Source organism: Pseudochelatococcus contaminans, assembly GCF_014195635.1.
GTDB lineage: Bacteria > Pseudomonadota > Alphaproteobacteria > Rhizobiales > Beijerinckiaceae > Pseudochelatococcus > Pseudochelatococcus contaminans.
In genome coordinates this window covers 20912-40302 of sequence record NZ_JACICC010000015.1, presented here as the reverse complement: position 1 = coordinate 40302, position 19391 = coordinate 20912, and the positions used below count along the sequence as shown (strand labels likewise).

Sequence of the window (19391 nt, the reverse complement as noted above, 5' to 3'; positions counted from 1 at the left end):
TCATGATCCGGCTCCCGGTCCGTGAATCCGGTTCGCGTTTCCTGGAACGAGTTCATGAAACCTCGCCCCGGTTCGCGAAACCTGGCACCCCGACACCACGGATCGCGTGCGCGCGCGTCAAAGAAGAAGAGTTAGATTCTTTGTTAGATTCTTCTATAGAGTCCGGCGCGAGATTTGCGCCTAATGTCCCGATACTGCGTGCGCCTAATGTCCCGATAGGATTCACATGGTTATCCACAGGCACTGTGGATAGATTTTCGGGCAGAAACCGCAGCAGTTCGCGCCCATCTTCCCATTCACTCTGGAGCAGGTATCCGGGCAGCGATTGGCGGGCTGCAATCCGGCGCAGGTCGAGCGCGAAATCGGACGGCCGCGCCGCACTGCCGGATTTCTTGTGAAGGTGGGAAACCTCGAACGCCCAGCCCTCAGGCTGGCGTCCGGCGTGCTTGCGGGCGACGCGGTAGAGCCAGCGCTCGATGCCGCCGGTCAGCCGGAAATAGGCCGGGTCGATGGTCAGGACCAGCGAGCGGTCGATGACGCTGTTGTAGAACCATTCGGGCAGGACGAACTCCATGCCCTCCACCCGGCCGGAGTGGGTGGTCATTTCCTCCCATTCGTTGATCCATGAGAATTGCCGCCGCCGCCAATGCTTGCCGTTACGGATGGTGGTGGCGATGACGGTCGACTGCAGGCGCGCCAGCGCGGCCTTGAGCAACAGATAGTCGCGGTTTCCGGTGGCTCGCCCGATCGAGCGCAAAAGCTGATAGGGCATGAAACGGAAGAACCGCGACGTGGCGATGCCGTTGTTCTCGGCCGCCACGATCTGGCTTGCGGCCCAGATCAGCACATCAGCATCCCAGATCGTCGCCATGCCATGTTCGGGCATGGCGAAGACCTGCACCTCGACATCGGCGGCCCGGTAGAGGATCGGCGTGGTGCGCGGTCGCTTCGCCAGCGAGAAGAACGGCCGCTCCATCAAATCGCGCTGGTCGCGCGGAGCGGCGTCGCCGGTCGCCACGATGAACGGGTCCAGGCGAGTGCGCTCGCTATCTTCGTTCGGCGGCGCGGGTCTGGGATCGTCGTCGCGCAGCATTTACAGTTCGTCCCGCTCTTTTGGCGTCAGCGGGCGGGCGGCGAAGACCGTGCCGGCGTTCTTGTCGCTGGTGGATTTGCGGGTGCCGATCGCGCTCCACGCCTCCAGATCGCGGACGGCGTAGAGGACGCGGCCTCCGACCTTGCGGTAGGTCGGACCGGTGCCATAGGTGCGATGCTTCTCAAGGGTGCGGATGGACAGGCCGAGGAAGCGCGCGGCTTCTTTTGTGCGCAGCAAGCGCGGCGGCAGGTCCGCATTGGGGCGGATGGCCATGGAATCTCTCTCCGGTTCGTCAGACAGGCGGCTGTCGCAGCGACAGCGGGCTGTGGCGGACGATGGCGAGGGATCGGCGGCCTGTAGCGTGCCGCAGTTGCGCCTATGCGCTGGCGGCACCCCCCTGACGTGTGATCGTCAGCCGGAAAAGGCGAGAGATTTCAGCGGTTCAATGCCTGTCGCACAGAATTGCCAAAGACATTCGCGCGCGGTTCGGCTAAGAATACAGGCGGAGCAGACGCGCTGCTCTGGGGCGTAGTAACCCCTGTTGGCGGTTGGTGCCGGCCGTGACGGCACCACACTCCTTGACCCTATGGTCGGGGAGCCTGTGGCGTATGCAACAGGCTTTCCAGCTAAAGGCCATGGGGCCGTCCAACACGGTTACTAACTCCCCGATCACCAGGAGTCAGAGAGTTTTGTTTGCGGGGGCGCACCGCAAGCCATCGCTCTCCCAGGATGAAGGGGAATGACGATGCGGGTTCCGGTCGAACTTGATCCCGATGTGGATGACATCGCGCCGACAGGAGACGAGATCACCACCTATGACGAGCGGCATTTCGTGACCTATATGCGCCTTCTCGACGCCAAGGCCGAAGATGCGGACTGGAAGGAAGTGGCGCAGATCGTACTGCACCGTGATCCGAGCTTTGAAGAACTGCGGACCTATCGATGCTGGCAAAGCCACCTCGAACGCGCGCAGTGGCTTTCACGCGAAGGCTACAAGCGGATACTCGAACAGGCGGCTGCGAACAAAGCCTGAAGATGACGGCTGTATTCATCTCGCTTCCTGTCGCGGGTTTTGGGAGTTTTGCGACGCAGTATTTAGCCGCTCGACGGCTGGCGGTGTCGGAATTATCTATAATTCATGACAGACGCTAAAGACGACACAATCGCGGTGCGGATCAGCAAGGCGCTTGCCGAGCGCATCATTTCGGGCGCGCTCGAACCGGGTTCCCGGCTGGGCCAGGATCATATTGCCGAAGAATTTGGCGCGAGCCATGTGCCGGTGCGCGAGGCGTTCCGGCGTCTGGAATCGCAGGGGCTGGTGGTCAGCGCGCCACGCCGGGGCGTTCGGGTCGCCGGTTTCAGCATGGATGAAATCAAGGAAGTGGCGGAGATGCGCGCCGCCCTTGAGGTGCTCGCTTTGCGCCATGCCGCGCCGCATCTGACCAAGGCGATACTGGATCAGGCCGAGGACGCCACCAGGGCGGGCGACAAGGCCGGCGACGTGCAGGCGTGGGAAGAAGCAAACCGCGCCTTTCATCGGCTGATCCTGACGCCTTGCGCCATGCCCCGACTCCTGAAGGCGATTGACGATCTGCATACGGCCAGCGCCCGCTTTCTGTTCTCCGGCTGGCGGGCGGAATGGGAAGCGCCGACCGACCGCGATCATCGGGCCATCCTCGATGCGTTGCGGGCGGGGCAGGTAGAAGCTGCCGCCTCGGTGCTGGCCCGCCATGTCCAATGGGTAGGAAAGAAGCCGGGACCATCGCCATCCTTGCCGGCAACGGGGGCGCGCTGACGCTGCCGTGTGGGTCGGCTCTTGCCTTGTCATCAATTCCGTGGACTAATTAGCGATAGAATCTAGAAATTATAGATAATATCGCAAAGGAGCGCCCATGACCGTCCTATCCGCCGCACAACCAACCCTCATCGGCCGCCTCTGGCCGCAAACCGCTGGCAACAGCATGGCGCGCGCCGCTGCCCTCATCCTGATCGGCAGTGCCCTTATGGCGATCGCCGCTCATATTCAGGTGCCGTTCTGGCCGGTAAAGCTCTCCATGCAGAGTTTCGTCGCCATCGTCATCGGCATGGCCTACGGCGCTCGGCTCGGCGGGGCGACCATTCTTGCCTACATTGTCGAAGGTGCTCTCGGCCTGCCTGTTTTCCAGAGCGGGGCGGGCATTGCCTACATGGCGGGACCGACCGGCGGCTATCTGCTCGGATTCTTCCTTGCCGCTGTCGTCGCAGGCTATTTTGCCGAACGCGGCGCGCTGAACCGCTTGCCGACCGCCCTTGGCGCGATCCTGCTGGCGACCGTGGCCGTCTATGTGCCGGGCATCGCTTGGCTGGCTGTCCTGTTCGGTGCGGAAAAGAGCATCGCGTTTGGCCTGACGCCGTTTATTCTCGGTGACATTCTCAAGATCGTTCTGGCGCTGGTGCTCGTGCCGGCTATCCGGCGCGTCATGCGCTAAGACGATCCGGCCCCGCGCAATGCGGGGCCGTCTCCTATGCTGCAAGCCGTTGGCGCTCCTGCACTTCTCATCCTGATCTGGTCGACCGGCTTCATTGCCGCGCGCGCCGTCGCGCCCCATGCAGACCCGAATCTGTTCCTGACCTTCCGCTTCCTGATCGCTGTCGTCGGCTTCACCATTCTGGTGCGCAATGTGCCGTGGCCGGAAAGGTAAGCAGTTCGTCGGGCATCTTCTTGCCGGCATGGTGATGAACGGCGTCTATCTCGGGGCGAGCTGGTGGGCGGTCGCCAACGGCCTCGCGGCTGGCGTGATGGCGCTCATCGGCGCGCTGCAACCGCTGTTCACCGCCTTGATTGTCGTCCTCATCCTGCGCGGTCCTATCAGTCGTAGGACGGTGTTGGGACTGGTGATCGGCTTTGCGGGCGTTGCGCTCGTGCTGTCGCCACGTCTGGCCGGTGTCGGCATCGAGGGGCTGCCGGCGCTTCCCATCGCGCTCGGGCTGTTCAGCATCCTTGCCCTGACGGTCGGGACGATGGTGCAAAAGTCGTCGCTGGCGACCGCCGATCTACGCGCGGCCGGCGCGGTCCAGCATCTTGGCGCTGCCATCGTGGCCGGGACGCTCGCGATCACAGTTGGCACCTTGCAATGGGACAACGCACCGGCGCTCTGGTTCGCCCTGATCTGGTCGGCGGGTGCGCTCTCCCTCGGCGGCACGGCCCTGTTCGTCTGGATGATCCGGCATGGCGACGTGACCCGGATCACGGCGCTTATGCTGCTGGTGCCGCCCGCTGCGGCCCTGCAAGCCTATGTCTTCTTTGGTGAGACGCTGACCGCCGCGCAGCTCGCCGGCTTCGTCGTCACGCTAGCGGGTGTTTCCATGGTGCAGGGTGTGCGGTTGTCGCGAAAATCCTGATTTTCGCATCAGGACAGGCCAGCGCTGAATTTACAGGGAAAAACCTGTCGCAAATGTCTCGTGCAAAAGTCGAGGTTTTGCGACAGATATTTACGACACTTCGCGGCGAGGATTCCGGGCCGCCGCGCTCCCTGTTTGGGAGTCAGAAAGCGCGCGACATGGCTTGCAGCAGTTTGCGTTTGATTGCCCCTCAACGCTTGTCAGGCTTGATTGGGTAGTGAAGCAGCATCCGATACCCGCCCCGCATCATCCTGACGCCGTGCGCGACCAGGCGGCGAGCCTTGTTCTTGCTTGGGTCGCCCTCGAAATCCTCTTTCGTTCCCTGAAATCCAAGCAGGACTTCAGCAATGGTGCGGTAACTCTCGCCGCGCAGTCGCGCATCCAGCGCGCGCAGGGACAGGATGTGCCATTGCCGGAGCTGTTCGGGCAGAATGCCGATGGGCGGCCCCGGCGAGCGCCGCGTCAGGGATCGCCAGAGGCGACGCGCCGCATGGACGCGAAGCTCCAGAAACGAATCCATCGGCAAGGTCACGGCATAGAAGGCTGCGGCGTCAGGCACCGCGTCCGGCAGCCAGAATTGGTGTGCGATGTCGCCGACCTGCCAGACGCCATGCCAGCCATCGGCCGCGCGGCGCAGATCGAGACCATCGAGATGGGCGAGAGCGACCAGCAGCTCGGTTTCCGCGGCCTCCTGTTCAACAGGCGACAGCATGACCGCCTGCGGCTGAAGGCGCGGAGACCAAAATGGGGGCTGGCGATCAGGCGATGCGTCGGGGTCGCTTGGGAAATCGCAACCCCCAGCGCTGCGCGAAGCGCTCCAATTGCCTTTCACCGAGCCGTCCGGTCAGGGTGATGATCTGGAAATCATGACGATATTCGTCGTTGCGACGAAGATATTCCCAGGCGAAACCGGCGGCAGGTAGAGACTTGGTGTGCGCGTAAGCCGCCGGAGCACGCCAGTCGATGCTAAGCATGGCGCTACCTCCGAATTTCGGGGCCGTCCAAGAGAGACCCGAACTGGAAGCCTGCGGGATTTCGGGAAGCGGCTGTAGCTGCACCAAACATATAACTGGTGTCAGTAACTCGATATATTATTTGGTTATTTTTGTCTTAAACGTGCTTATCTGGATTCGCGAGCCGGGCATAGCCCGGCGAGCGGCGGCCGTGTTTCGGGTATGGCCGCGCCGCCGATCCGCTGCGCCGGATCGGCGCAAAAATCTAGGAACCTAAAAGCCGGAAAACCGTAGAGCCGGTTTTCCGGCTCTACGGTTTGGCGGTCATCGGGTCTTGAGGCGCTGCATCCCCTCGGCAAGCGTCCAAAGGGCGCGATTAAGGGTCACGTTCTGGTCGATGCCGTTGATGGGGCGTGTCTGGCTGCGACGGATGCGGCCTTCGGCGTTGCGCCGCTGTCCGTGCAATCCGCCGCGTATCATGTTCTCCTGAATGGTGTTGTAGGTCATCCAGAGGTTTTGTCCGGCATCCTCGCGGCGGCGCGGCTGGATGATCTGATCCGGGCGGATCGGGCTTTCTTCCTTGCCATAGCGGGCGACAAGGCTGGCCTCGGCCAGAACGCGGCGCTCATCTTCACCAAGCTGGATTTCCTTCATGGTTTCGCTGGCGTCTATCAGCCGGGGGAAGTCCTCCGCGACGGTATAGACGCCTTCGATAATGTCATGCTGGATATTGCCCTTGTGGGGAACGCGCACGTCATCGAACCGCTCTCCCGCCACAAGGCTGTTGGTGCAGACGAAACGGAGCATTCCCGCAAACATCTGGTAGCTGCTCGTTCCGTCGTGCGAATTGACGATGATGACTTCCGCCGCCTCCTCCTTGCCGATGCCGTCATCCCGGCGCAGGCGCAGCATATGCTTGGCGTGGCCGTGGCGGCTGCCGTCGCGCGGAACCGACTGCACGGCGAAAAACGGGAACCATCCTTCCCGGCGCAGCCCCTCCACGATGTCGATGGTGGGGACATAGACGTAACGCTCCGACCGGCTGTCATGGGCCTCGCGGGCGAAGATGGACGGGACATGCCGATAAAGCGCCTCATTGTCGAGCGCTTCGCGCCCGCTGATCTGATGGCTGTTGCGGCCGAACCGGGTAGCAAGGTGATGATAGGTCATGATCTTGATCCTTATGGGTCTGGGTTGGAGCGCAGCGCTGCGCTGCAACCCTGGCCGTCGCCGAGACCGGGGGGTGCAAGGCGCAAGGGCGGACGGGCGGAGGGGGATCACCCGGCCTGCACGAAGCGGATCGAAGTCATGACGAAGGTGCGGAAGCACATACCCGCGCGGAAGGCTGGGGATACCGCCCGGCCGCCCTTGTGCCGCGCCAGGGGGCAGCGCCCCCAAGCAAACCGCCCGGCCGGAGCAAAGCGGAGGCCGGGGAGAAGATCCGATCAGGATACGCAAAACCTGAAAGCTGGAGAGATGTGTTTCCTGATCTCCCTATTTGCGGAAAATTCAGCAGTAACGAGATGAAGCGTTGCGAATCAGATAAGTTTGTGCTTATCTGTTGGTATGATCGAGAACGAGATTTTCAAAGCTCTGGCCGACCCGACTCGCCGCGCGATCTTCGAGAAGCTGGCGAGCGGCAGCATGAACGCCAGCGCTCTGCGTGACGGCATGGACATCAGCCAACCGGCCATGTCCCAGCACCTTTCCGTCCTGCGCAGTGCGCGGCTGGTCCGCGAAGAACGGCGGGGGCGCTTCGTGAACTACGAGGTCGATCCAGACGGCCTCGCGCTGATAGCCGGGTGGCTGGCGAAGTATCGGGCTTACTGGCCAGCCCGGATTGATGCGTTGAAGGCTTTACTAAAGGACATGGACCAATGAGCGAGACGGAGGCCGAAAGGCAGGAAAAAGATCTGGTGCTTGAATGCGAACTCGACGCTCCTCCGGAAAAAGTCTGGCGGGCGATCAGTATTCCCGCCTTTCGGGATAAATGGCTGCCCGGGCAGGAACTGGCGGATGCCGCGCCGATCTCCACGGCACCGGGCGAGGAAGTCAGCTACAGGATGCGGGACGATGAGCCGCCCTTCCTTATGAGCATCGTTACATTTCAGGTCAGGCCCGACGCCAACGGCGGCACGATACTCAGGATCGTTCACGGTCTGACTGATACGAGGCTGGCTCCGAAGATTCCGCCAGCGGCGAACAGCAATGCGTCGTTGATGATGCTGGCTGCCTGACGCTTTAGCCAGCCACCTTAAATCCTAACCTACAGGAGTTCGCCCATGCGCGAAGCGATGCAACTCGTCCCTATGGTCATCGAGCAATCCAGCCGTGGAGAACGCTCTTTCGACATCTATTCCCGTCTTCTCCGCGAGAGGATCATTTTCCTGAACGGCGAGGTCAACGACACCGTTTCCGCGCTCGTCTGCGCGCAGTTGCTGTTCCTGGAAGCCGAGAATCCCAAAAGGCCGATTCAACTCTATATCAATTCCCCCGGTGGCGTCGTCACCAGCGGCCTCGCCATGTATGACACCATGCGATACATCCGAGCACCGGTTCATACGCTCTGCATGGGAACAGCCCGCTCAATGGGGTCTTTCCTGCTTATGGCAGGCCAACCCGGCGAGCGCGCCGCATTACCGAACGCCAGCATTCTCATTCATCAACCGTCAGGCGGCTTCCAAGGACAGGCATCGGACATGCTGATCCATGCCGAAGAAATCCTGAAAACCAAGCAGCGCATGACCCGACTCTATGCCCAACATTGCAAACGCTCCTATGAGGATTTTGAGCAAGGGATGGACCGCGACCGCTTTATGACCGCTGAGGAAGCGCTTGAATGGGGTCTGATTGATCGCATCCTGACGGAACGCGACATCGTTTCAGCACCAGAAATCACCGCATGACCGCGCGTTGGGGAACTCGCGCGGCAGCCGACGCGATAACCGTCACTTCCTGACCGAAGTATGGGCGATGAGGAGACGGATTCACAAGAGCACCGATTCGACTCAACCAACCACATTGCTTCGCGGGCGTATTCCTATGACCGCATTGATTCAAACTCTCGCGGTTGCCGAGTATCTCAGCTTTCACCGCGCCGCCCTGGCGCTCGGCGTCAGCCAGTCGAGCGTCAGCACTCGGATCAAGACACTAGAGAAAGACCTTGGCATCATTCTCTTCGACCGCAACACGCGCGGGGTACGCCTTACCGAAGCCGGACGCCGTTTCGTCGATCAGGTCGAAGACGCCATCGGCATCCTTGATCGCGCCATCCAGACCGCCGGGATGCAGGGGCGCGGCGAGGACGGAGAGCTTCGCATCGGCCTCCATGCGCTCACGCCCGGCTGCTGCCTCGACCGGCTGCTGGAGCGCTTCCACGCCGACCATCCGGGCGTCGGCCTGCACATCACCGAAGGCACCGCGCGCGACGCGCAACTCATGGTGCGCGAAAGCAGGCTCGATCTCGCTTTCATGGCCCGCACCCACGAAATCCCCGATCTAAATTCCCGCGTGATCTGGCGCGACCGCCTGATGGTGGCGTTGCCGGCAGGGCATGCATTGACCGCAATGCAGGATGTCGAATGGCGGCAGCTTGCGGGTGAAACCTTCCTTGTCCGCCATGGCGGCACCGGCCCGCAGGTCCACGATCTGATCGTGCTGCGCTCGGCCGGAAAATGGCCGACGCCAACAATCCGCCGCGTCGATGTCGGACGTAGCGCGCTGCTGTCGATGATCGCGGCCGGGCATGGCGTCTCGATTTTCGTCGAGGAAGGCGCTGCGGCGAACACCGCCAATGTCGCCTTTCTGCCGATCCGCGACGAGCCGGAAACCATCCCCTTTTCGGCCGTGTGGTCGCCGCGAAATCAGAGTCAGCCTCTCCGCAACCTGCTGGCTCTTGCGAGCCTGGTACTTCGCCAACCGGATGGCTGAGCCCCAAGCGGGCCATTCTCCTTTGTTCATGGCGAAGCCAGGGGGCAGCGCCCCCAAGCAATCCGCCCGGCCAGAGCAAAGCGGAGGACGGGGAGAAGATCCAATCGGGATACGCAAATCCTGAAAACCGGAAAGCCGTGTATCCTGATCTCCTTGTTTCCTGAAAGACGGCGGAGATGAGCAAAAAGAAGCCCCGCTCGGTTGAGCGGGGCAATTCCGGGGGGCCGGTCTTAGTCGCCGTTGCGGCGGGACCAGATGAGGTTGTGGGACTTTCCGTCCTCGGCTTCGACCAGGCTGGCGTAGATCGGTGCGGGGAAGCTCGGATCGTCCAGCTTGACGGAGAGGTATTCGCGCTGTGTCTCGCGGGCGGTCTTCCTCCAGGCCGCGCCGAACTCGGTAGCGCCGGCGAAGATGCGGAAGTCGGGGCCGCGCTCGCTGTCGGCCTCGCTGAGGACGAACTTGGCCTTGACGTTGAGGGTCAGGGTCTTGACCGCGCCGGTGAAGCCCGCGCCGTTCTCGTTCTGGGTGAAGGTGCCGATGGTCGCCATTGTCGTATTCCTTTTCCTGTCGGGCCGCACCATTGCGACCTCGATGGTGGTCGTGAGACCGGGGACGATCGGCCCCGCACCCCTCGGGGCTGGAACAACGTGGAAGGCGGCCGACGACGGCTTTTTTGGTTCGCGATGCAAAGCCGAAGGCGGCGGAAAAAAGTTGGCGACGGACGTTGCGGGAAGACGAGCGAGGCGAAGCCGGTCTTCGGTCAGACCGTGCCAATCGAGGACGCGAATGGAGCGCCCGTTTCAGGAAATCGCGGGAATACGGCAATGGCGGCCGTCCTGCGCCTCGCCGGGATCGGGGACGCTGCGCCGGTCGCCTTGGGTGCGGTCCTTTCCACCCTGACCCTCAACGTCAAGGCCAAGTTCGTATGATACCAACGGGGCGTCGGCGGGCACGGCTTCGTCTGACCTTCGCCGGTGCTGGCGTGCTCGGTGTGGCCGGAAAACCGTTTGCGGGGCGACACGCACTCCCTCGCCAAGCGGATGATCCGAGCTTTCTGGCGCTGATCCGCCCCGCCCGTCGAAGCGGACGGAAAGCCTAACGTCATCATGGGGCTGCCGTGGCGACAGTGACCGGCTCCCGAGACCGCCTCACCAACCGGATGGGAGCTTCCCGCGAAATGTCCGCCGCCACCCCTTGCGTTATGGGATTGAAGCCGAATGGCGGAAACGCGCCCTTGGCGTGGTTCCGGCGCAGCCGAAAGCCCGGCCCGGAGGGCAACGCCCAATTCTGTGACGTTCAACAGCATTCGTCATGGATTCGGGGGCGAGGCTTTTTCCAGCCGTGCAACGGCCTTGGCGTCGGAAGCCTCTTTGTGCAGCGCGTCCCAATCGTCGGGGGGATTGCCGTCATCCAGCATCCCCTTGAAGACCTTATAGGCATCCGTTTTGGAGCCGTAGGTCCGCAAGCTGTTTTCGTCGTTCACCCAGGCGAAGATGATGACCTTGCTGGTGCTGCTGTAGCGGAAAAAGAGCCGGAAACGACCATTGCCGAACTTGGCGCGAAACCAGTGCTTGCGGTCATCGCCAAGAGTCGCGCCTTGCCGATAGATGGATGCTGTCGGGTCCGATGGCACATTGACGGTGACGAGCTGGACCAAGGACGCAAGCAACTTGGCGTCGGCGGATTTCTGATAATCGTCCGGTTTCTTCGCCTTGAGCGCGTCGACCGCCTCGATCAGCTTTTCCCACTGATCGAGAAAGAGAGGGTGTGCGAGGACCGTCCAGCCATTGATCGTCGGCATGTCAGATCGAAACGTCCCCCTTGATCTCGGCATCGAGATCGACCGTCATGCCCGCCGTCAGGGTAACAGCCCGGTCGAGCAAGGATTGCGGGAACGGAAGAACAGACTTCTCGGGGTGCTTCGCCATGTCCCGCGCGAGAAATTCGAGAAAGCGATCGATCACGGGATCGGCGGTTTCTTCAATCTCGGCCTTCTGGACATAGACGCGATGCTGCTCATCAATGAGAAAGGCAATGCGTCCACCATAGTCAACGCCCAGCGCCTGCCGAACGGACTTCGGCACGGTGGTCTGTCCCTTGGCGGTGATGGTGCTTTCTTCTTTCAGCAGCGCTCCCATGGCGGGCCTCCATAAATCGGTCGAGTGGAATGTAAGGAATATTCCTTATCATGTCAAGATTGGCCGTCGCCTTGGTCTGCCAGTCGGTTCCAAGCCCTTATCTCGCGGGCTGGCCGACACCGTTAACCAGCCGCGCCAAGGCAGAGAAGCCGACGAATCCGCCGCCAGCGATACAGAAGATTTGCCGCCAGATGTCGGACGGGACGGCTTCCTTGGTGACGCCATAGACCAGAGCATAGCCCGCGACGGCGGCGGGCGCTGCGAAGATCAGCGCGACGATCAGGCGGATGACAGGCGAACGGATCGTCTCGAACAGCCCGGCCAGAATGCCAAAGGCGGCACCCGCCGAGAACAGGCCGACGAGTCCCGCACCGATCAGGCCAGCGCCGGTCTCGTAGGCGAATTGTGCCGCGGCCAGTCCTACGAAAAAGGGCAGCGCATAGACGGCGAGATTGTAGGCGAGGACGCAGAGAAGCACGACCAGCGCAACGCTCATGAACATGACGGCGACCATGATGTTTCACCTTTGCTGACGGCACCGCCTTTCGTGCAATCGCCATGATGGCCGCTGCACGTTCCGATATGTGCCGATGTGTTCCTGTTCTGTCGAGGTCATCCGGCCGCGCGGGGAAGCCGCGCGGCCGGATTTTTCCGGGTGGCAGGCCGGGACCGCTGATGCGATCCCGGCCCATCCTTCATTCCGCCGCCACGGCGAAAGGCTCGTCCTCCATGGCGGGAGCTTCCGGCTGCTCGTCCACCGCCAGCCATGCGGGCCGCTCGGTGCGCAGGATCGGCGGGAGCCAGCCGGTTCCGGCCAGAAGCTGTTCAGCCGCTTCCGCCATTTCCGGCTTCTTCTTGTCCGCGATGCGTTCCGCCGCCTCGTCGCCAAGCGCCTCCCGCACGGCGTCAAGGATATGGGCCTTGGTGACGCGCCCGAAATAGGCCCGAACGGTCGGCGTCCAATGCGCCGTCATGTCGAGCGCAACCGCCGTCGCCAACCTGTCCGCCGTTGCATGGGCGTGACGCTTGTTCTGCTCCCATGGCAGCTTGAGGGCGTTGACGGTCTGCGCGGCGCAATGGGCGAACAGCGCCATGACGCTGGCATGGTCCAGACCGGCGATGAAGCCCCAAAGATCGGCCACGTCGCGGGGCATGTCCGCCGCCCATCCGGCATGACGATCCGCCAGCGCCTTCGCCGCCGCCGTGTCCTCGATGCCGTCCGCATGTCCGCCAAGGCTGGCGCTGATCGGGCGGATTTCGAGGGCGTGGGCATCCCCTCCACCGCGATAGAAGGTCTGCGCGGCAAGGGCATGGATAACGGCGATCAAGGCCATGTCCGGCTGCTCGCCAAGGGCGAGACGCAAGGCAAGGGTGCGATGGGCGGTCAGGTCGCGGATGAGCGAGTCCGACAGGGGCTTGCCGTCTTCCTCCGCTTCCTCGTCCTCGGCGTCGAGCGCGGAAACGTGGTTCCCGTCCTCGTCATATTCGCCGTCTTCCCCGATGATTTCGCCATCGGCGTTGACGCGCACCCCGTCGATGATGGTGCCGCCGTCTGCGCTTTCGGCTTCCTCCGGCTCCGGGGCCTCGTCCTCGGCACGGATGAAACCGCGCTCGATGCGGGCTTCCCCATCATGGTTCAGAACCACGAAAACGCCGCCTCGCGTGATCTCGTCTGGATCGTAGGCATAGCGCAGCCCGTCGATCCGCTCGATCTCGGCTTCAAGCTCCGCAAGACGCTGATCCACTTCGGGCGGGAGGTCCGCATCTGCGTCCTGCCATTCCGCTGACAGGCGCTCAAGTTCCTCCTGCGCGGCTTCGTAGGCGGCTTCCTGTTCCTCGGAAAGCTCCACCGGCTGCGGATAGGTGCGGCGCATGCCGTGGGCGTGAGGCCAGTCGATATAGGCCGAAGCCCATTTCCACCCTTCTGCCTCCTGAACCTCGGCGGCGGTCCTTTCCAGCTTGTCCAGCGCAAGCCGGTCCAGCAGCGCGGCATCCTCGTAGAAGCCGCCGCGATCCTCGGTGAACAGGTCGCGGATGATGTTGCCGCCCGCCTCGGTATAGACTTCCGCGCCGACGAACACCGCCCGCCGATCCGAAGCCGCCACATTGCAGGCGGTCAGGTCGCGGCGGATGATCCACGGCTCGCGATTATGGGACAGGTTTTCAAAAACCTGCTCCTGCCGGTCGTGGTCGTCGGTGATGGCGAACGCCTGCAACTGGTCCATGGTCAGCCCGCCATCGCGGTAAACCTGAATCAGCTTGGGGCTGACAGCGCCGAGGCGAAGCCGCTGCTTCACCACATGCGCGGACTTACCGAACCGGGCCGCGATTTCCTCCGCGCCCCATCCGCGATTTTCCGAAAGCTCGCGGAAGCGTTCAAATTCATCGGCGGGATGCATCGGTTAGGTCATGTGTCAACTGTCCTTCGAAGCATTTTTTGGCAGATATCCGTCAGTTTCTGGTCTTGTTGTCGGGTGACACTGTCCTTCGAGCTTTGGTGGTCGCTGGCACGGCGCGGAGCGCCGTGTCACGCTCGGCGATCAGCCGAGCGTTGTGACGTTGGTGGCGGTGCGCTTCCGCTTCGGCTGTGAGGGCGCGCTGCAACAGCAGCGCGTTCTCGCTAACCAGGCGACGCTGCTCTTGCTTCATGGTGCGGATGAGGCCGTGCAGTTCGTCGAGCTTGTCCTGCCAGGTCGTCACCGGCTTGATGGGATCGCCGAGGATGGCGTGAAGGTCGTCGATGATATCACGATGGTTGGTGTAGATCGTGTTGCGCGCGACCCCGGATTCGCGCGCGAGGGTCGCGACGGTGAGCGTATAGCCGCGCTGATGCAGCGGGTGGACCGGGCATCCTTTGCGCAGCCGTTCGAACGCAGCGTTGAGCCGGACCTGGGTCTGCTGGCGACGCTGTTCATGACGATCGGGTTTCCTGGGCATTGGATCATCCCTCATCGAGCTGGGTGAGGATACGGTCGCATTCGGCGACCCTGGCCTCAGCAAGCGCACGACTGCCGGCATCGAGCACCGGCTGTTCGAGCAGTTTCAGATTGCGGGCACGGCGCATTTCCCACACGGACCGATGTCGGGGCGTGACCGCGAAGTTGGCGCAGGTCGAGCAAGTGGTCTCGGTCCTGAGCACCGGATTGGGGCCGGCCTCGCCGCCGAAGCACGCCGAGGTTTCGGGGCGATAGACGCAGTAACCCCAGTCGCACACGCCGAGCCGCAGGTCGGTTTCCGCCATGAGGAAGTCCACATATGCCTGCACGTCGCCATTCCGGGTGCAGCCGCGGAACCGGGATCGTGCCGCAATGACGCGCCCGGCCTTGCCGCCGAGCGCGGTTGCGGTCAGCATCTCCTCCAGCGCCGCTCGCGTTTCCTCTTGGGCATGACGGTCGATCAACTCGTCGAGCTGGAAGTCGGTGCCGACGTAGCCGCTGTCGGTCATCGCGCGCGTCACATGGCCAAGATGTGCCTGGAGCGCGGCGAGCCCGGTGCGGTCGCGCTTGCCGACGAACCGCGCGAACGTCTTGCGGCCCTGATGGGTGTTGAGGTGCCAGGGCTTGCCCTCGTGGAGCGGCAGGCCGATGAACGGTGCGAACAGCAGATTGAGACGACGGATGATCGTATAAGTGGCCGGCAGGTCGATCTCGACGGCAGGACCGATGAGGCCGGTGCTCGATGTGATCAGGAACAACTCCTCGCGTCGCGACCGGCGCCGCAGCCCATCGGTCAGCTTCTCCATCACTGCGACCGCACGCACGACCGGCTCGGGCGCGATCCAGCGGTGGACGTCACCATGATAGCCGCGTGAGGTCTTGAAGATGCGGCCCGTAAGATAGGCGAACCGCTCGTCACCCGTAGCGGAAGGGTGACGTTCGATGCATCCGGCTTCCAGCCCAAGGATCTCCGAGAGACGGGCGCCGACCAGCCAGGCGATCGTCACGAAGCAGGCATCGTAGAGCCGGTCGGCAAGGTAGCGCACGGTCTTGGTGCTCGTCACCGGCGCCCGATGCCAGGGGGCCTCCTCGCCAGGCAGCACCTGGAACCGGAACGGCGCGATCGCGTCGATGACGCGGAAGCCGGCCTTGGTGGGAGAGAGCCCGGATGCGAGCGCCGCATCATAGGCCGCCTGCGCCTCGCCTTGCAGGGCGAGGATATCATCGGCCGCCGGTCCGATCAGCCGCAGCGCCGACGACAGTAACGGCACCGCGATCGCGTCGGGGGTATAAGGCAGCCAACCTCGATCACTCCTTTTGAACATGCCTGTCGTGCCCGGGAACGGATCACCGATGGCGACCGTCGAGTAGCGCGCGCCTTGGAGATAGATCAGGATGAGCAGGCTGCGATAATGATGGAGTGTGCCCGTCTTGAGCAGTTCGCCCTTCGGGTTTCGGCGCTCGGCCATCGCCGCCATGAACCGCTCGCTTGCGCCGCGATCAAGGTCGGCGAACCGGCGATAGCCCTGATCTGCCATCCAGCGGATGAGGAGGCGAAGCCCCTTGAACAGTCTCATGAGCGTGCCATCATGAACGTGCCTTCGCCCCGGCGGGGGATCGACCTTCGCGCTCCACAACAGGGTCTTTGCCGCCGCCAGCCAGAGCAGTAGCTCAGGATCGGTGAACCGCCCTGTTGCGACCGTAAAACCCCAGTCGAGCGAGTAGTCGCCCCGACTACAACCGGGCCGGATGCCGTCCAGGTGCCATATGTCGTCGCTGAAGCGCGAGCGCGACGATATCGCGATGTCGGGCGCGAACGCCGCCGCCTGGGCGAGCAACAGGGTCATTCCAGCACCGGCAAGGCAGGCAGCCCCGCCATGATCGCCCGCGCGGCATCGTGCAACTCGCCGGGGAAGTCGGGGAGGATATCGCCCGTGAGGATGCGATGGCTCTCGGCGTAGATCAGTGCCCAGCGCGTCGGATCGATCCGTGTCCGTGCTTCCTCCAGTACTGCGATCGCCTGGAGGATGCGCGCCAGATGCTCGGCATCCAGCGGGATCACCAGGCCCGGACAGCGCAGACACGCCCCGAGCCGAGAACAGGGCCTGCCCTGCCTGTCGCCACCGAGCAGATTGAGGCAGTCATGCCCGAACGGCACGCTCGCGGGCATTGCCGCCGGCGGCGCTTGAGAGACGGTATTTTCCCCCATCACCCATCCGATCATCAGCGCCTGCGCGCGGGCGATCGTCTCAGCCTGGATGCGCGCCGCCTCCGGCCCACGCACATAGCGTTCGGTCGTGTCGATGCGCGCATGGTTGAGTAGCGCCTGCGCCGCGATCAGATCGCCTTGGCTCGCGGTATAGACCTGGGTCGCCGCGCTGCCGCGCAGGAACGCCGCCGCAAAGTCGGGAAGCGGTTCGCGCCATCGTTCGGGTGCGGCCCGGTTCCAGATCGCGATCCGGTCATTGGCGCGGTCGATAAACTTCTTGATGCCTTTGCCCAGCGTGCTCATCGATACGAGGCGCACCGTGCCGAGCTTCTCGCTCTTCATCAGGAACAACAAGTCACGCTCCTGCACGCGGGCCTGGCTTGCAAGCGTCGCGGTCATGGCGATCAGCCGATCGATCAGATTGGGCGCCGCATAGGGTCGCCGACGGTCGAACGAACGGCGCTGCGCCCGCTTCACCTTCGCACCAGCACGCGGCTTGCCCCAGTCGATCATCACCCGATGCTCGTCGAGCGGATGCGAGCTCTGGCAGTCGCGTCGCAGACGCCGCAATGGGTCGGGATTACCGGCGGTCTGAACCGCGAGCCCGAGGAAGAAGGCCGGAAGATACTCCAGTGTCAGATGGAGATAACCGGACAGATGCCGCAGCCCGCCACGCGTGCTCAGCGTGGAGACGCCATAGGGGACCTTGCTCGCTGCCGTCACCACGCCATTGCCGACGCGCGCTATTGTGCGCACGAACCGGCACGTTCGCGCATCAACACCGGGCACCGCGCCGCGCGTGGCGAGGATGCGTTGCCCGGTCTCGAACCGGTCCCAGGCTTCGTCGATCTCCTCATAAGCTGCCTGAAGGATGCTTTTGAGCACCGCCTCGCTGAGCTTGGGTCGCGGCGTCGGCGACCGATTGGGCCAGGGATTGTAAGGGAAGTCGATCCGGCTCGGCAGACGATCAGGCGCGTGCCGCTTGGTCCAGTCGACCAGATAGCGCAGCACCGCCAGCGCATTGGCTTTCGAAGGTGCGGTCCAGCCCTTGCCATCCGGGCCTGGCTGTCGGTTGAGCCAGTCCATATAGCGCCCGACCAGTGTGGAGGTGAGGTCGGCCGCGCCAGCCACCGCATCCTCCTCTCGCGCGAACGTCGCGAACAGGCGCAGCGCACGATAGCAGCCGCGCTGCGTATCCGGGCTCGATCCAGCGTGATGCCCCCGGAACGCTTCGGCCAGCAGCACCGTCACATCACCCGGAAGCCCGAGCCTTCCCAGATCGAACCGCTTGTCCACCTCGCCCCAGGCGTCGCGGAACAGGACGATGGTATCACTCGCCTCCCGCGTCACCATGCGCCGGTTGATCGGTGCCCGCCTAGCCATCGTCGATCAGCGCGCCGTAAAGCCAGGCGATGCTCTCCTCCAGTTCGGCACCATGCATTTCCACGCAGCGCAGATAGATGGCAGTGCTGGCGATCGACCTGTGTCCGAGCAGCACCTGGACCACCTTGAGCGGGTTGATTTCCGGTGTCATGCGCGCCTGCCGCTGGAGCTGCGCCAGCATCGTCATCGCATAGCAGTGCCGCAGCCAATGGCCGGTCCCGACCACGCCGGCCGCCTTGAACGCCGCGCTCATCGCAGCCGTGAACCGGACTGGACTGACCGGCGTGCCCCGGCTCGTCAGGAAAAGCGCCGAAGGTGCATGCCATGATGGATCAGCGCGGCGCAGCCGCCGGATCAGCGGGCCGCGCACCTCATCGATGTAGCGATGCGTGGCGTCGAGCAACCGGATCGGCGGATAGACCGTGCGCGGATAGCCGCCCTTGGTGATGCTGAGCCCGATCCCGACCAGCGGATGCTCATCGGCATCCAGGTGGGCGATCTCCGGCACCTGGAACAGCTCCAGCGCGCAAAGCTCCTTGCGGCGCATTCCCGTCACCAGCGCCCAGCTTGCCATCAGATCGTAAGGCGACGCCAGCGCACTGAACAGCCGGCGAAGCTGATCGGCGCGCAGGGCGCGCGGCAGCCGCTCGGCCTCCGGGACGGTCAGCACATTGGCCGCGACGATGCCGGGACGCGCATCGAGATGCGCGAGCATCGACTGCCGCCGATGCGACACACGCACGTCGATGTAATGGAACGGCAGCTCCACGATCCAGCTCCGCTGATGCGCCCAGCCATAAAAGCGGCAGACTGTGCGGACCCGATCGTTGATCGTCGAGCGCCCATAGGGCCGCTTCGTGTGCGGGCTCGGGCGTTCCAGCATCCGGTTGCGCCACGCCGCTATCTCGCGTTCGCCAACCGCGTCCCAGGCGATCCGGGATTGCTCCAGGCTATCGAGCCAGTCGTGTAGATGTTCGCTATAGGTGCGGATCGTCTCGGCCGCGTGGCTGCGGCCCGGGATGGTCGCCAGTTCGTGCAGATACGCGAACGCAGGCTCGATAATCGCCATCCCATCATCGACGATGACCGGGAAGTGCGCCGGGATGTCGCCATAGCCCGGCAACGCTCTGATGATACGCGCCATCTGTCCTCCGTGGCGCGTCGTGCGCGCCCGATAGCAGGACAGCCTATTGCCGTTCAGAGCCCATGATTACGCTCAAAAGGACAGTTTCTGCCCCATGCTTAAATGTGCGGCGCGCTCAGGCGCGCCGATAAACCCAAGGGCGTCCGTGTGACGGACTCGTCGCCCCCGATCGCAAGCGGGACAATACCACAACCGCCGCGCAAGTGCTTGTTCCAGGCCGCCCT

24 protein-coding genes are annotated in these 19391 nt (G+C 63.4%); 9 read left to right on the top strand and 15 right to left on the bottom strand.

Annotation, left to right across the window (positions count from 1 at the left end):
- Positions 1-52 precede the first annotated feature (52 nt).
- On the bottom strand, positions 53-1093 hold the full coding sequence (locus FHS81_RS16830) for a replication initiator protein A (protein ID WP_183754676.1): 1041 nt from the start codon (positions 1091-1093) through the stop codon (positions 53-55).
- Complete coding sequence (locus tag FHS81_RS16825; protein ID WP_025292332.1) at positions 1094-1366, bottom strand: helix-turn-helix transcriptional regulator; 273 nt, start codon at positions 1364-1366, stop codon at positions 1094-1096.
- A gap of 472 nt (positions 1367-1838) precedes the next feature.
- Between FHS81_RS16825 and FHS81_RS16820 the strand changes: the two genes are divergently transcribed.
- The 5 genes from FHS81_RS16820 (at position 1839) to FHS81_RS16805 (ending at position 4474) form a co-directional block, all read left to right on the top strand.
- Positions 1839-2126: a hypothetical protein gene (locus FHS81_RS16820; protein WP_025292333.1), complete on the top strand. Its 288-nt coding sequence runs from the start codon at positions 1839-1841 to the stop codon at positions 2124-2126.
- A gap of 105 nt (positions 2127-2231) precedes the next feature.
- Complete coding sequence (locus tag FHS81_RS16815; protein WP_097137723.1) at positions 2232-2888, top strand: GntR family transcriptional regulator; 657 nt, start codon at positions 2232-2234, stop codon at positions 2886-2888.
- 97 nt (positions 2889-2985) lie between these two features.
- Positions 2986-3561: a biotin transporter BioY gene (locus FHS81_RS16810; RefSeq protein ID WP_039996549.1), complete on the top strand. Its 576-nt coding sequence runs from the start codon at positions 2986-2988 to the stop codon at positions 3559-3561.
- A gap of 36 nt (positions 3562-3597) precedes the next feature.
- Entirely contained in the window at positions 3598-3774 is a 177-nt protein-coding gene (locus FHS81_RS18805) for a hypothetical protein (RefSeq protein WP_210201980.1), read from the top strand.
- A gap of 34 nt (positions 3775-3808) precedes the next feature.
- On the top strand, positions 3809-4474 hold the full coding sequence (locus FHS81_RS16805) for a DMT family transporter (RefSeq protein WP_210201979.1): 666 nt from the start codon (positions 3809-3811) through the stop codon (positions 4472-4474).
- A 190-nt stretch (positions 4475-4664) separates the two neighbouring features.
- Here the strand turns inward: FHS81_RS16805 and FHS81_RS16800 are convergent, their stop codons facing one another.
- The 3 genes from FHS81_RS16800 to FHS81_RS16790 all read right to left on the bottom strand — a co-directional run bounded on the left by FHS81_RS16800 (position 4665) and on the right by FHS81_RS16790 (position 6597).
- Positions 4665-5186 carry a DUF2285 domain-containing protein gene (locus tag FHS81_RS16800; protein ID WP_025292336.1) on the bottom strand — a complete coding sequence of 174 codons (522 nt, stop codon included), beginning with the start codon at positions 5184-5186 and terminating at the stop codon, positions 4665-4667.
- Positions 5187-5232: 46 nt separating this feature from the next.
- The gene (locus tag FHS81_RS16795; RefSeq protein ID WP_084717725.1) at positions 5233-5448 is read right to left on the bottom strand and encodes a transcriptional regulator domain-containing protein; all 216 of its coding nucleotides are present in this window, start codon (positions 5446-5448) and stop codon (positions 5233-5235) included.
- Positions 5449-5751: 303 nt separating this feature from the next.
- On the bottom strand, positions 5752-6597 hold the full coding sequence (locus tag FHS81_RS16790) for a DUF932 domain-containing protein (RefSeq protein WP_097137721.1): 846 nt from the start codon (positions 6595-6597) through the stop codon (positions 5752-5754).
- A gap of 396 nt (positions 6598-6993) precedes the next feature.
- Here FHS81_RS16790 and FHS81_RS16785 point away from each other — a divergent pair, with 396 nt between their 5' ends.
- The 4 genes from FHS81_RS16785 (at position 6994) to FHS81_RS16770 (ending at position 9357) form a co-directional block, all read left to right on the top strand.
- Positions 6994-7308 (top strand): ArsR/SmtB family transcription factor, encoded by a 315-nt coding sequence (locus FHS81_RS16785; RefSeq protein WP_025292337.1) that lies wholly within the window; start codon positions 6994-6996, stop codon positions 7306-7308.
- Positions 7305-7664 carry an SRPBCC family protein gene (locus FHS81_RS16780; RefSeq protein ID WP_097137719.1) on the top strand — a complete coding sequence of 120 codons (360 nt, stop codon included), beginning with the start codon at positions 7305-7307 and terminating at the stop codon, positions 7662-7664. The genes FHS81_RS16785 and FHS81_RS16780 overlap by 4 nt, the downstream gene beginning before the upstream one ends.
- Positions 7665-7709: 45 nt before the next feature.
- On the top strand, positions 7710-8333 hold the full coding sequence (locus FHS81_RS16775) for an ATP-dependent Clp protease proteolytic subunit (RefSeq protein ID WP_183754674.1): 624 nt from the start codon (positions 7710-7712) through the stop codon (positions 8331-8333).
- A 136-nt stretch (positions 8334-8469) separates the two neighbouring features.
- Positions 8470-9357, top strand: a complete 888-nt coding sequence (locus tag FHS81_RS16770; protein WP_025292342.1) for a LysR family transcriptional regulator — start codon at positions 8470-8472, stop codon at positions 9355-9357.
- A gap of 230 nt (positions 9358-9587) precedes the next feature.
- On the opposite strand, the gene FHS81_RS16765 is transcribed toward FHS81_RS16770, so the two are convergent.
- From FHS81_RS16765 to FHS81_RS16720, 10 genes are all read right to left on the bottom strand, one after another.
- Entirely contained in the window at positions 9588-9905 is a 318-nt protein-coding gene (locus FHS81_RS16765) for a DUF736 domain-containing protein (RefSeq protein ID WP_025292343.1), read from the bottom strand.
- 252 nt (positions 9906-10157) lie between these two features.
- The gene (locus FHS81_RS18800; protein ID WP_210281791.1) at positions 10158-10310 is read right to left on the bottom strand and encodes a hypothetical protein; all 153 of its coding nucleotides are present in this window, start codon (positions 10308-10310) and stop codon (positions 10158-10160) included.
- A 356-nt stretch (positions 10311-10666) separates the two neighbouring features.
- Positions 10667-11158, bottom strand: a complete 492-nt coding sequence (locus FHS81_RS16755) for a type II toxin-antitoxin system YhaV family toxin (RefSeq protein ID WP_025292344.1) — start codon at positions 11156-11158, stop codon at positions 10667-10669.
- A gap of 1 nt (position 11159) precedes the next feature.
- Positions 11160-11495, bottom strand: coding sequence for a type II toxin-antitoxin system PrlF family antitoxin (locus FHS81_RS16750; RefSeq protein WP_025292345.1), 336 nt, complete (start codon positions 11493-11495; stop codon positions 11160-11162).
- A 97-nt stretch (positions 11496-11592) separates the two neighbouring features.
- A complete protein-coding gene (locus FHS81_RS16745; RefSeq protein ID WP_025292346.1) occupies positions 11593-12009 on the bottom strand; it encodes a hypothetical protein in 417 nt (138 codons plus the stop codon).
- A gap of 181 nt (positions 12010-12190) precedes the next feature.
- Positions 12191-13894 (bottom strand): ParB/RepB/Spo0J family partition protein, encoded by a 1704-nt coding sequence (locus tag FHS81_RS16740; RefSeq protein WP_246375073.1) that lies wholly within the window; start codon positions 13892-13894, stop codon positions 12191-12193.
- Between the two features lie 52 nt (positions 13895-13946).
- Complete coding sequence (locus FHS81_RS16735) at positions 13947-14432, bottom strand: hypothetical protein (RefSeq protein ID WP_063976795.1); 486 nt, start codon at positions 14430-14432, stop codon at positions 13947-13949.
- 4 nt (positions 14433-14436) lie between these two features.
- Positions 14437-16278: a site-specific integrase gene (locus FHS81_RS16730; RefSeq protein ID WP_063976796.1), complete on the bottom strand. Its 1842-nt coding sequence runs from the start codon at positions 16276-16278 to the stop codon at positions 14437-14439.
- Complete coding sequence (locus tag FHS81_RS16725) at positions 16275-18023, bottom strand: site-specific integrase (protein ID WP_063976797.1); 1749 nt, start codon at positions 18021-18023, stop codon at positions 16275-16277. The genes FHS81_RS16730 and FHS81_RS16725 overlap by 4 nt, the downstream gene beginning before the upstream one ends.
- Positions 18016-19167 (bottom strand): tyrosine-type recombinase/integrase, encoded by a 1152-nt coding sequence (locus tag FHS81_RS16720; RefSeq protein WP_159366007.1) that lies wholly within the window; start codon positions 19165-19167, stop codon positions 18016-18018. Before FHS81_RS16720 ends, FHS81_RS16725 begins: the two co-directional genes overlap by 8 nt.
- Between the last annotated feature and the right edge of the window lie 224 nt (positions 19168-19391).

Bases quoted from the DNA above. Each gene is read 5' to 3' on its own strand.
- FHS81_RS16830 (WP_183754676.1), bottom strand. From the start codon at position 1,093: ATGCTGCGCGACGACGATCCCAGACCCGCGCCGCCGAACGAAGATAGC.
- FHS81_RS16825 (WP_025292332.1), bottom strand. From the start codon at position 1,366: ATGGCCATCCGCCCCAATGCGGACCTGCCGCCGCGCTTGCTGCGCACA.
- FHS81_RS16820 (WP_025292333.1), top strand. From the start codon at position 1,839: ATGCGGGTTCCGGTCGAACTTGATCCCGATGTGGATGACATCGCGCCG.
- FHS81_RS16815 (WP_097137723.1), top strand. From the start codon at position 2,232: ATGACAGACGCTAAAGACGACACAATCGCGGTGCGGATCAGCAAGGCG.
- FHS81_RS16810 (WP_039996549.1), top strand. From the start codon at position 2,986: ATGACCGTCCTATCCGCCGCACAACCAACCCTCATCGGCCGCCTCTGG.
- FHS81_RS18805 (WP_210201980.1), top strand. From the start codon at position 3,598: ATGCTGCAAGCCGTTGGCGCTCCTGCACTTCTCATCCTGATCTGGTCG.
- FHS81_RS16805 (WP_210201979.1), top strand. From the start codon at position 3,809: ATGAACGGCGTCTATCTCGGGGCGAGCTGGTGGGCGGTCGCCAACGGC.
- FHS81_RS16800 (WP_025292336.1), bottom strand. From the start codon at position 5,186: ATGCTGTCGCCTGTTGAACAGGAGGCCGCGGAAACCGAGCTGCTGGTC.
- FHS81_RS16795 (WP_084717725.1), bottom strand. From the start codon at position 5,448: ATGCTTAGCATCGACTGGCGTGCTCCGGCGGCTTACGCGCACACCAAG.
- FHS81_RS16790 (WP_097137721.1), bottom strand. From the start codon at position 6,597: ATGACCTATCATCACCTTGCTACCCGGTTCGGCCGCAACAGCCATCAG.
- FHS81_RS16785 (WP_025292337.1), top strand. From the start codon at position 6,994: ATGATCGAGAACGAGATTTTCAAAGCTCTGGCCGACCCGACTCGCCGC.
- FHS81_RS16780 (WP_097137719.1), top strand. From the start codon at position 7,305: ATGAGCGAGACGGAGGCCGAAAGGCAGGAAAAAGATCTGGTGCTTGAA.
- FHS81_RS16775 (WP_183754674.1), top strand. From the start codon at position 7,710: ATGCGCGAAGCGATGCAACTCGTCCCTATGGTCATCGAGCAATCCAGC.
- FHS81_RS16770 (WP_025292342.1), top strand. From the start codon at position 8,470: ATGACCGCATTGATTCAAACTCTCGCGGTTGCCGAGTATCTCAGCTTT.
- FHS81_RS16765 (WP_025292343.1), bottom strand. From the start codon at position 9,905: ATGGCGACCATCGGCACCTTCACCCAGAACGAGAACGGCGCGGGCTTC.
- FHS81_RS16755 (WP_025292344.1), bottom strand. From the start codon at position 11,158: ATGCCGACGATCAATGGCTGGACGGTCCTCGCACACCCTCTCTTTCTC.
- FHS81_RS16750 (WP_025292345.1), bottom strand. From the start codon at position 11,495: ATGGGAGCGCTGCTGAAAGAAGAAAGCACCATCACCGCCAAGGGACAG.
- FHS81_RS16745 (WP_025292346.1), bottom strand. From the start codon at position 12,009: ATGGTCGCCGTCATGTTCATGAGCGTTGCGCTGGTCGTGCTTCTCTGC.
- FHS81_RS16740 (WP_246375073.1), bottom strand. From the start codon at position 13,894: ATGCATCCCGCCGATGAATTTGAACGCTTCCGCGAGCTTTCGGAAAAT.
- FHS81_RS16735 (WP_063976795.1), bottom strand. From the start codon at position 14,432: ATGCCCAGGAAACCCGATCGTCATGAACAGCGTCGCCAGCAGACCCAG.
- FHS81_RS16730 (WP_063976796.1), bottom strand. From the start codon at position 16,278: ATGACCCTGTTGCTCGCCCAGGCGGCGGCGTTCGCGCCCGACATCGCG.
- FHS81_RS16725 (WP_063976797.1), bottom strand. From the start codon at position 18,023: ATGGCTAGGCGGGCACCGATCAACCGGCGCATGGTGACGCGGGAGGCG.
- FHS81_RS16720 (WP_159366007.1), bottom strand. From the start codon at position 19,167: ATGGCGCGTATCATCAGAGCGTTGCCGGGCTATGGCGACATCCCGGCG.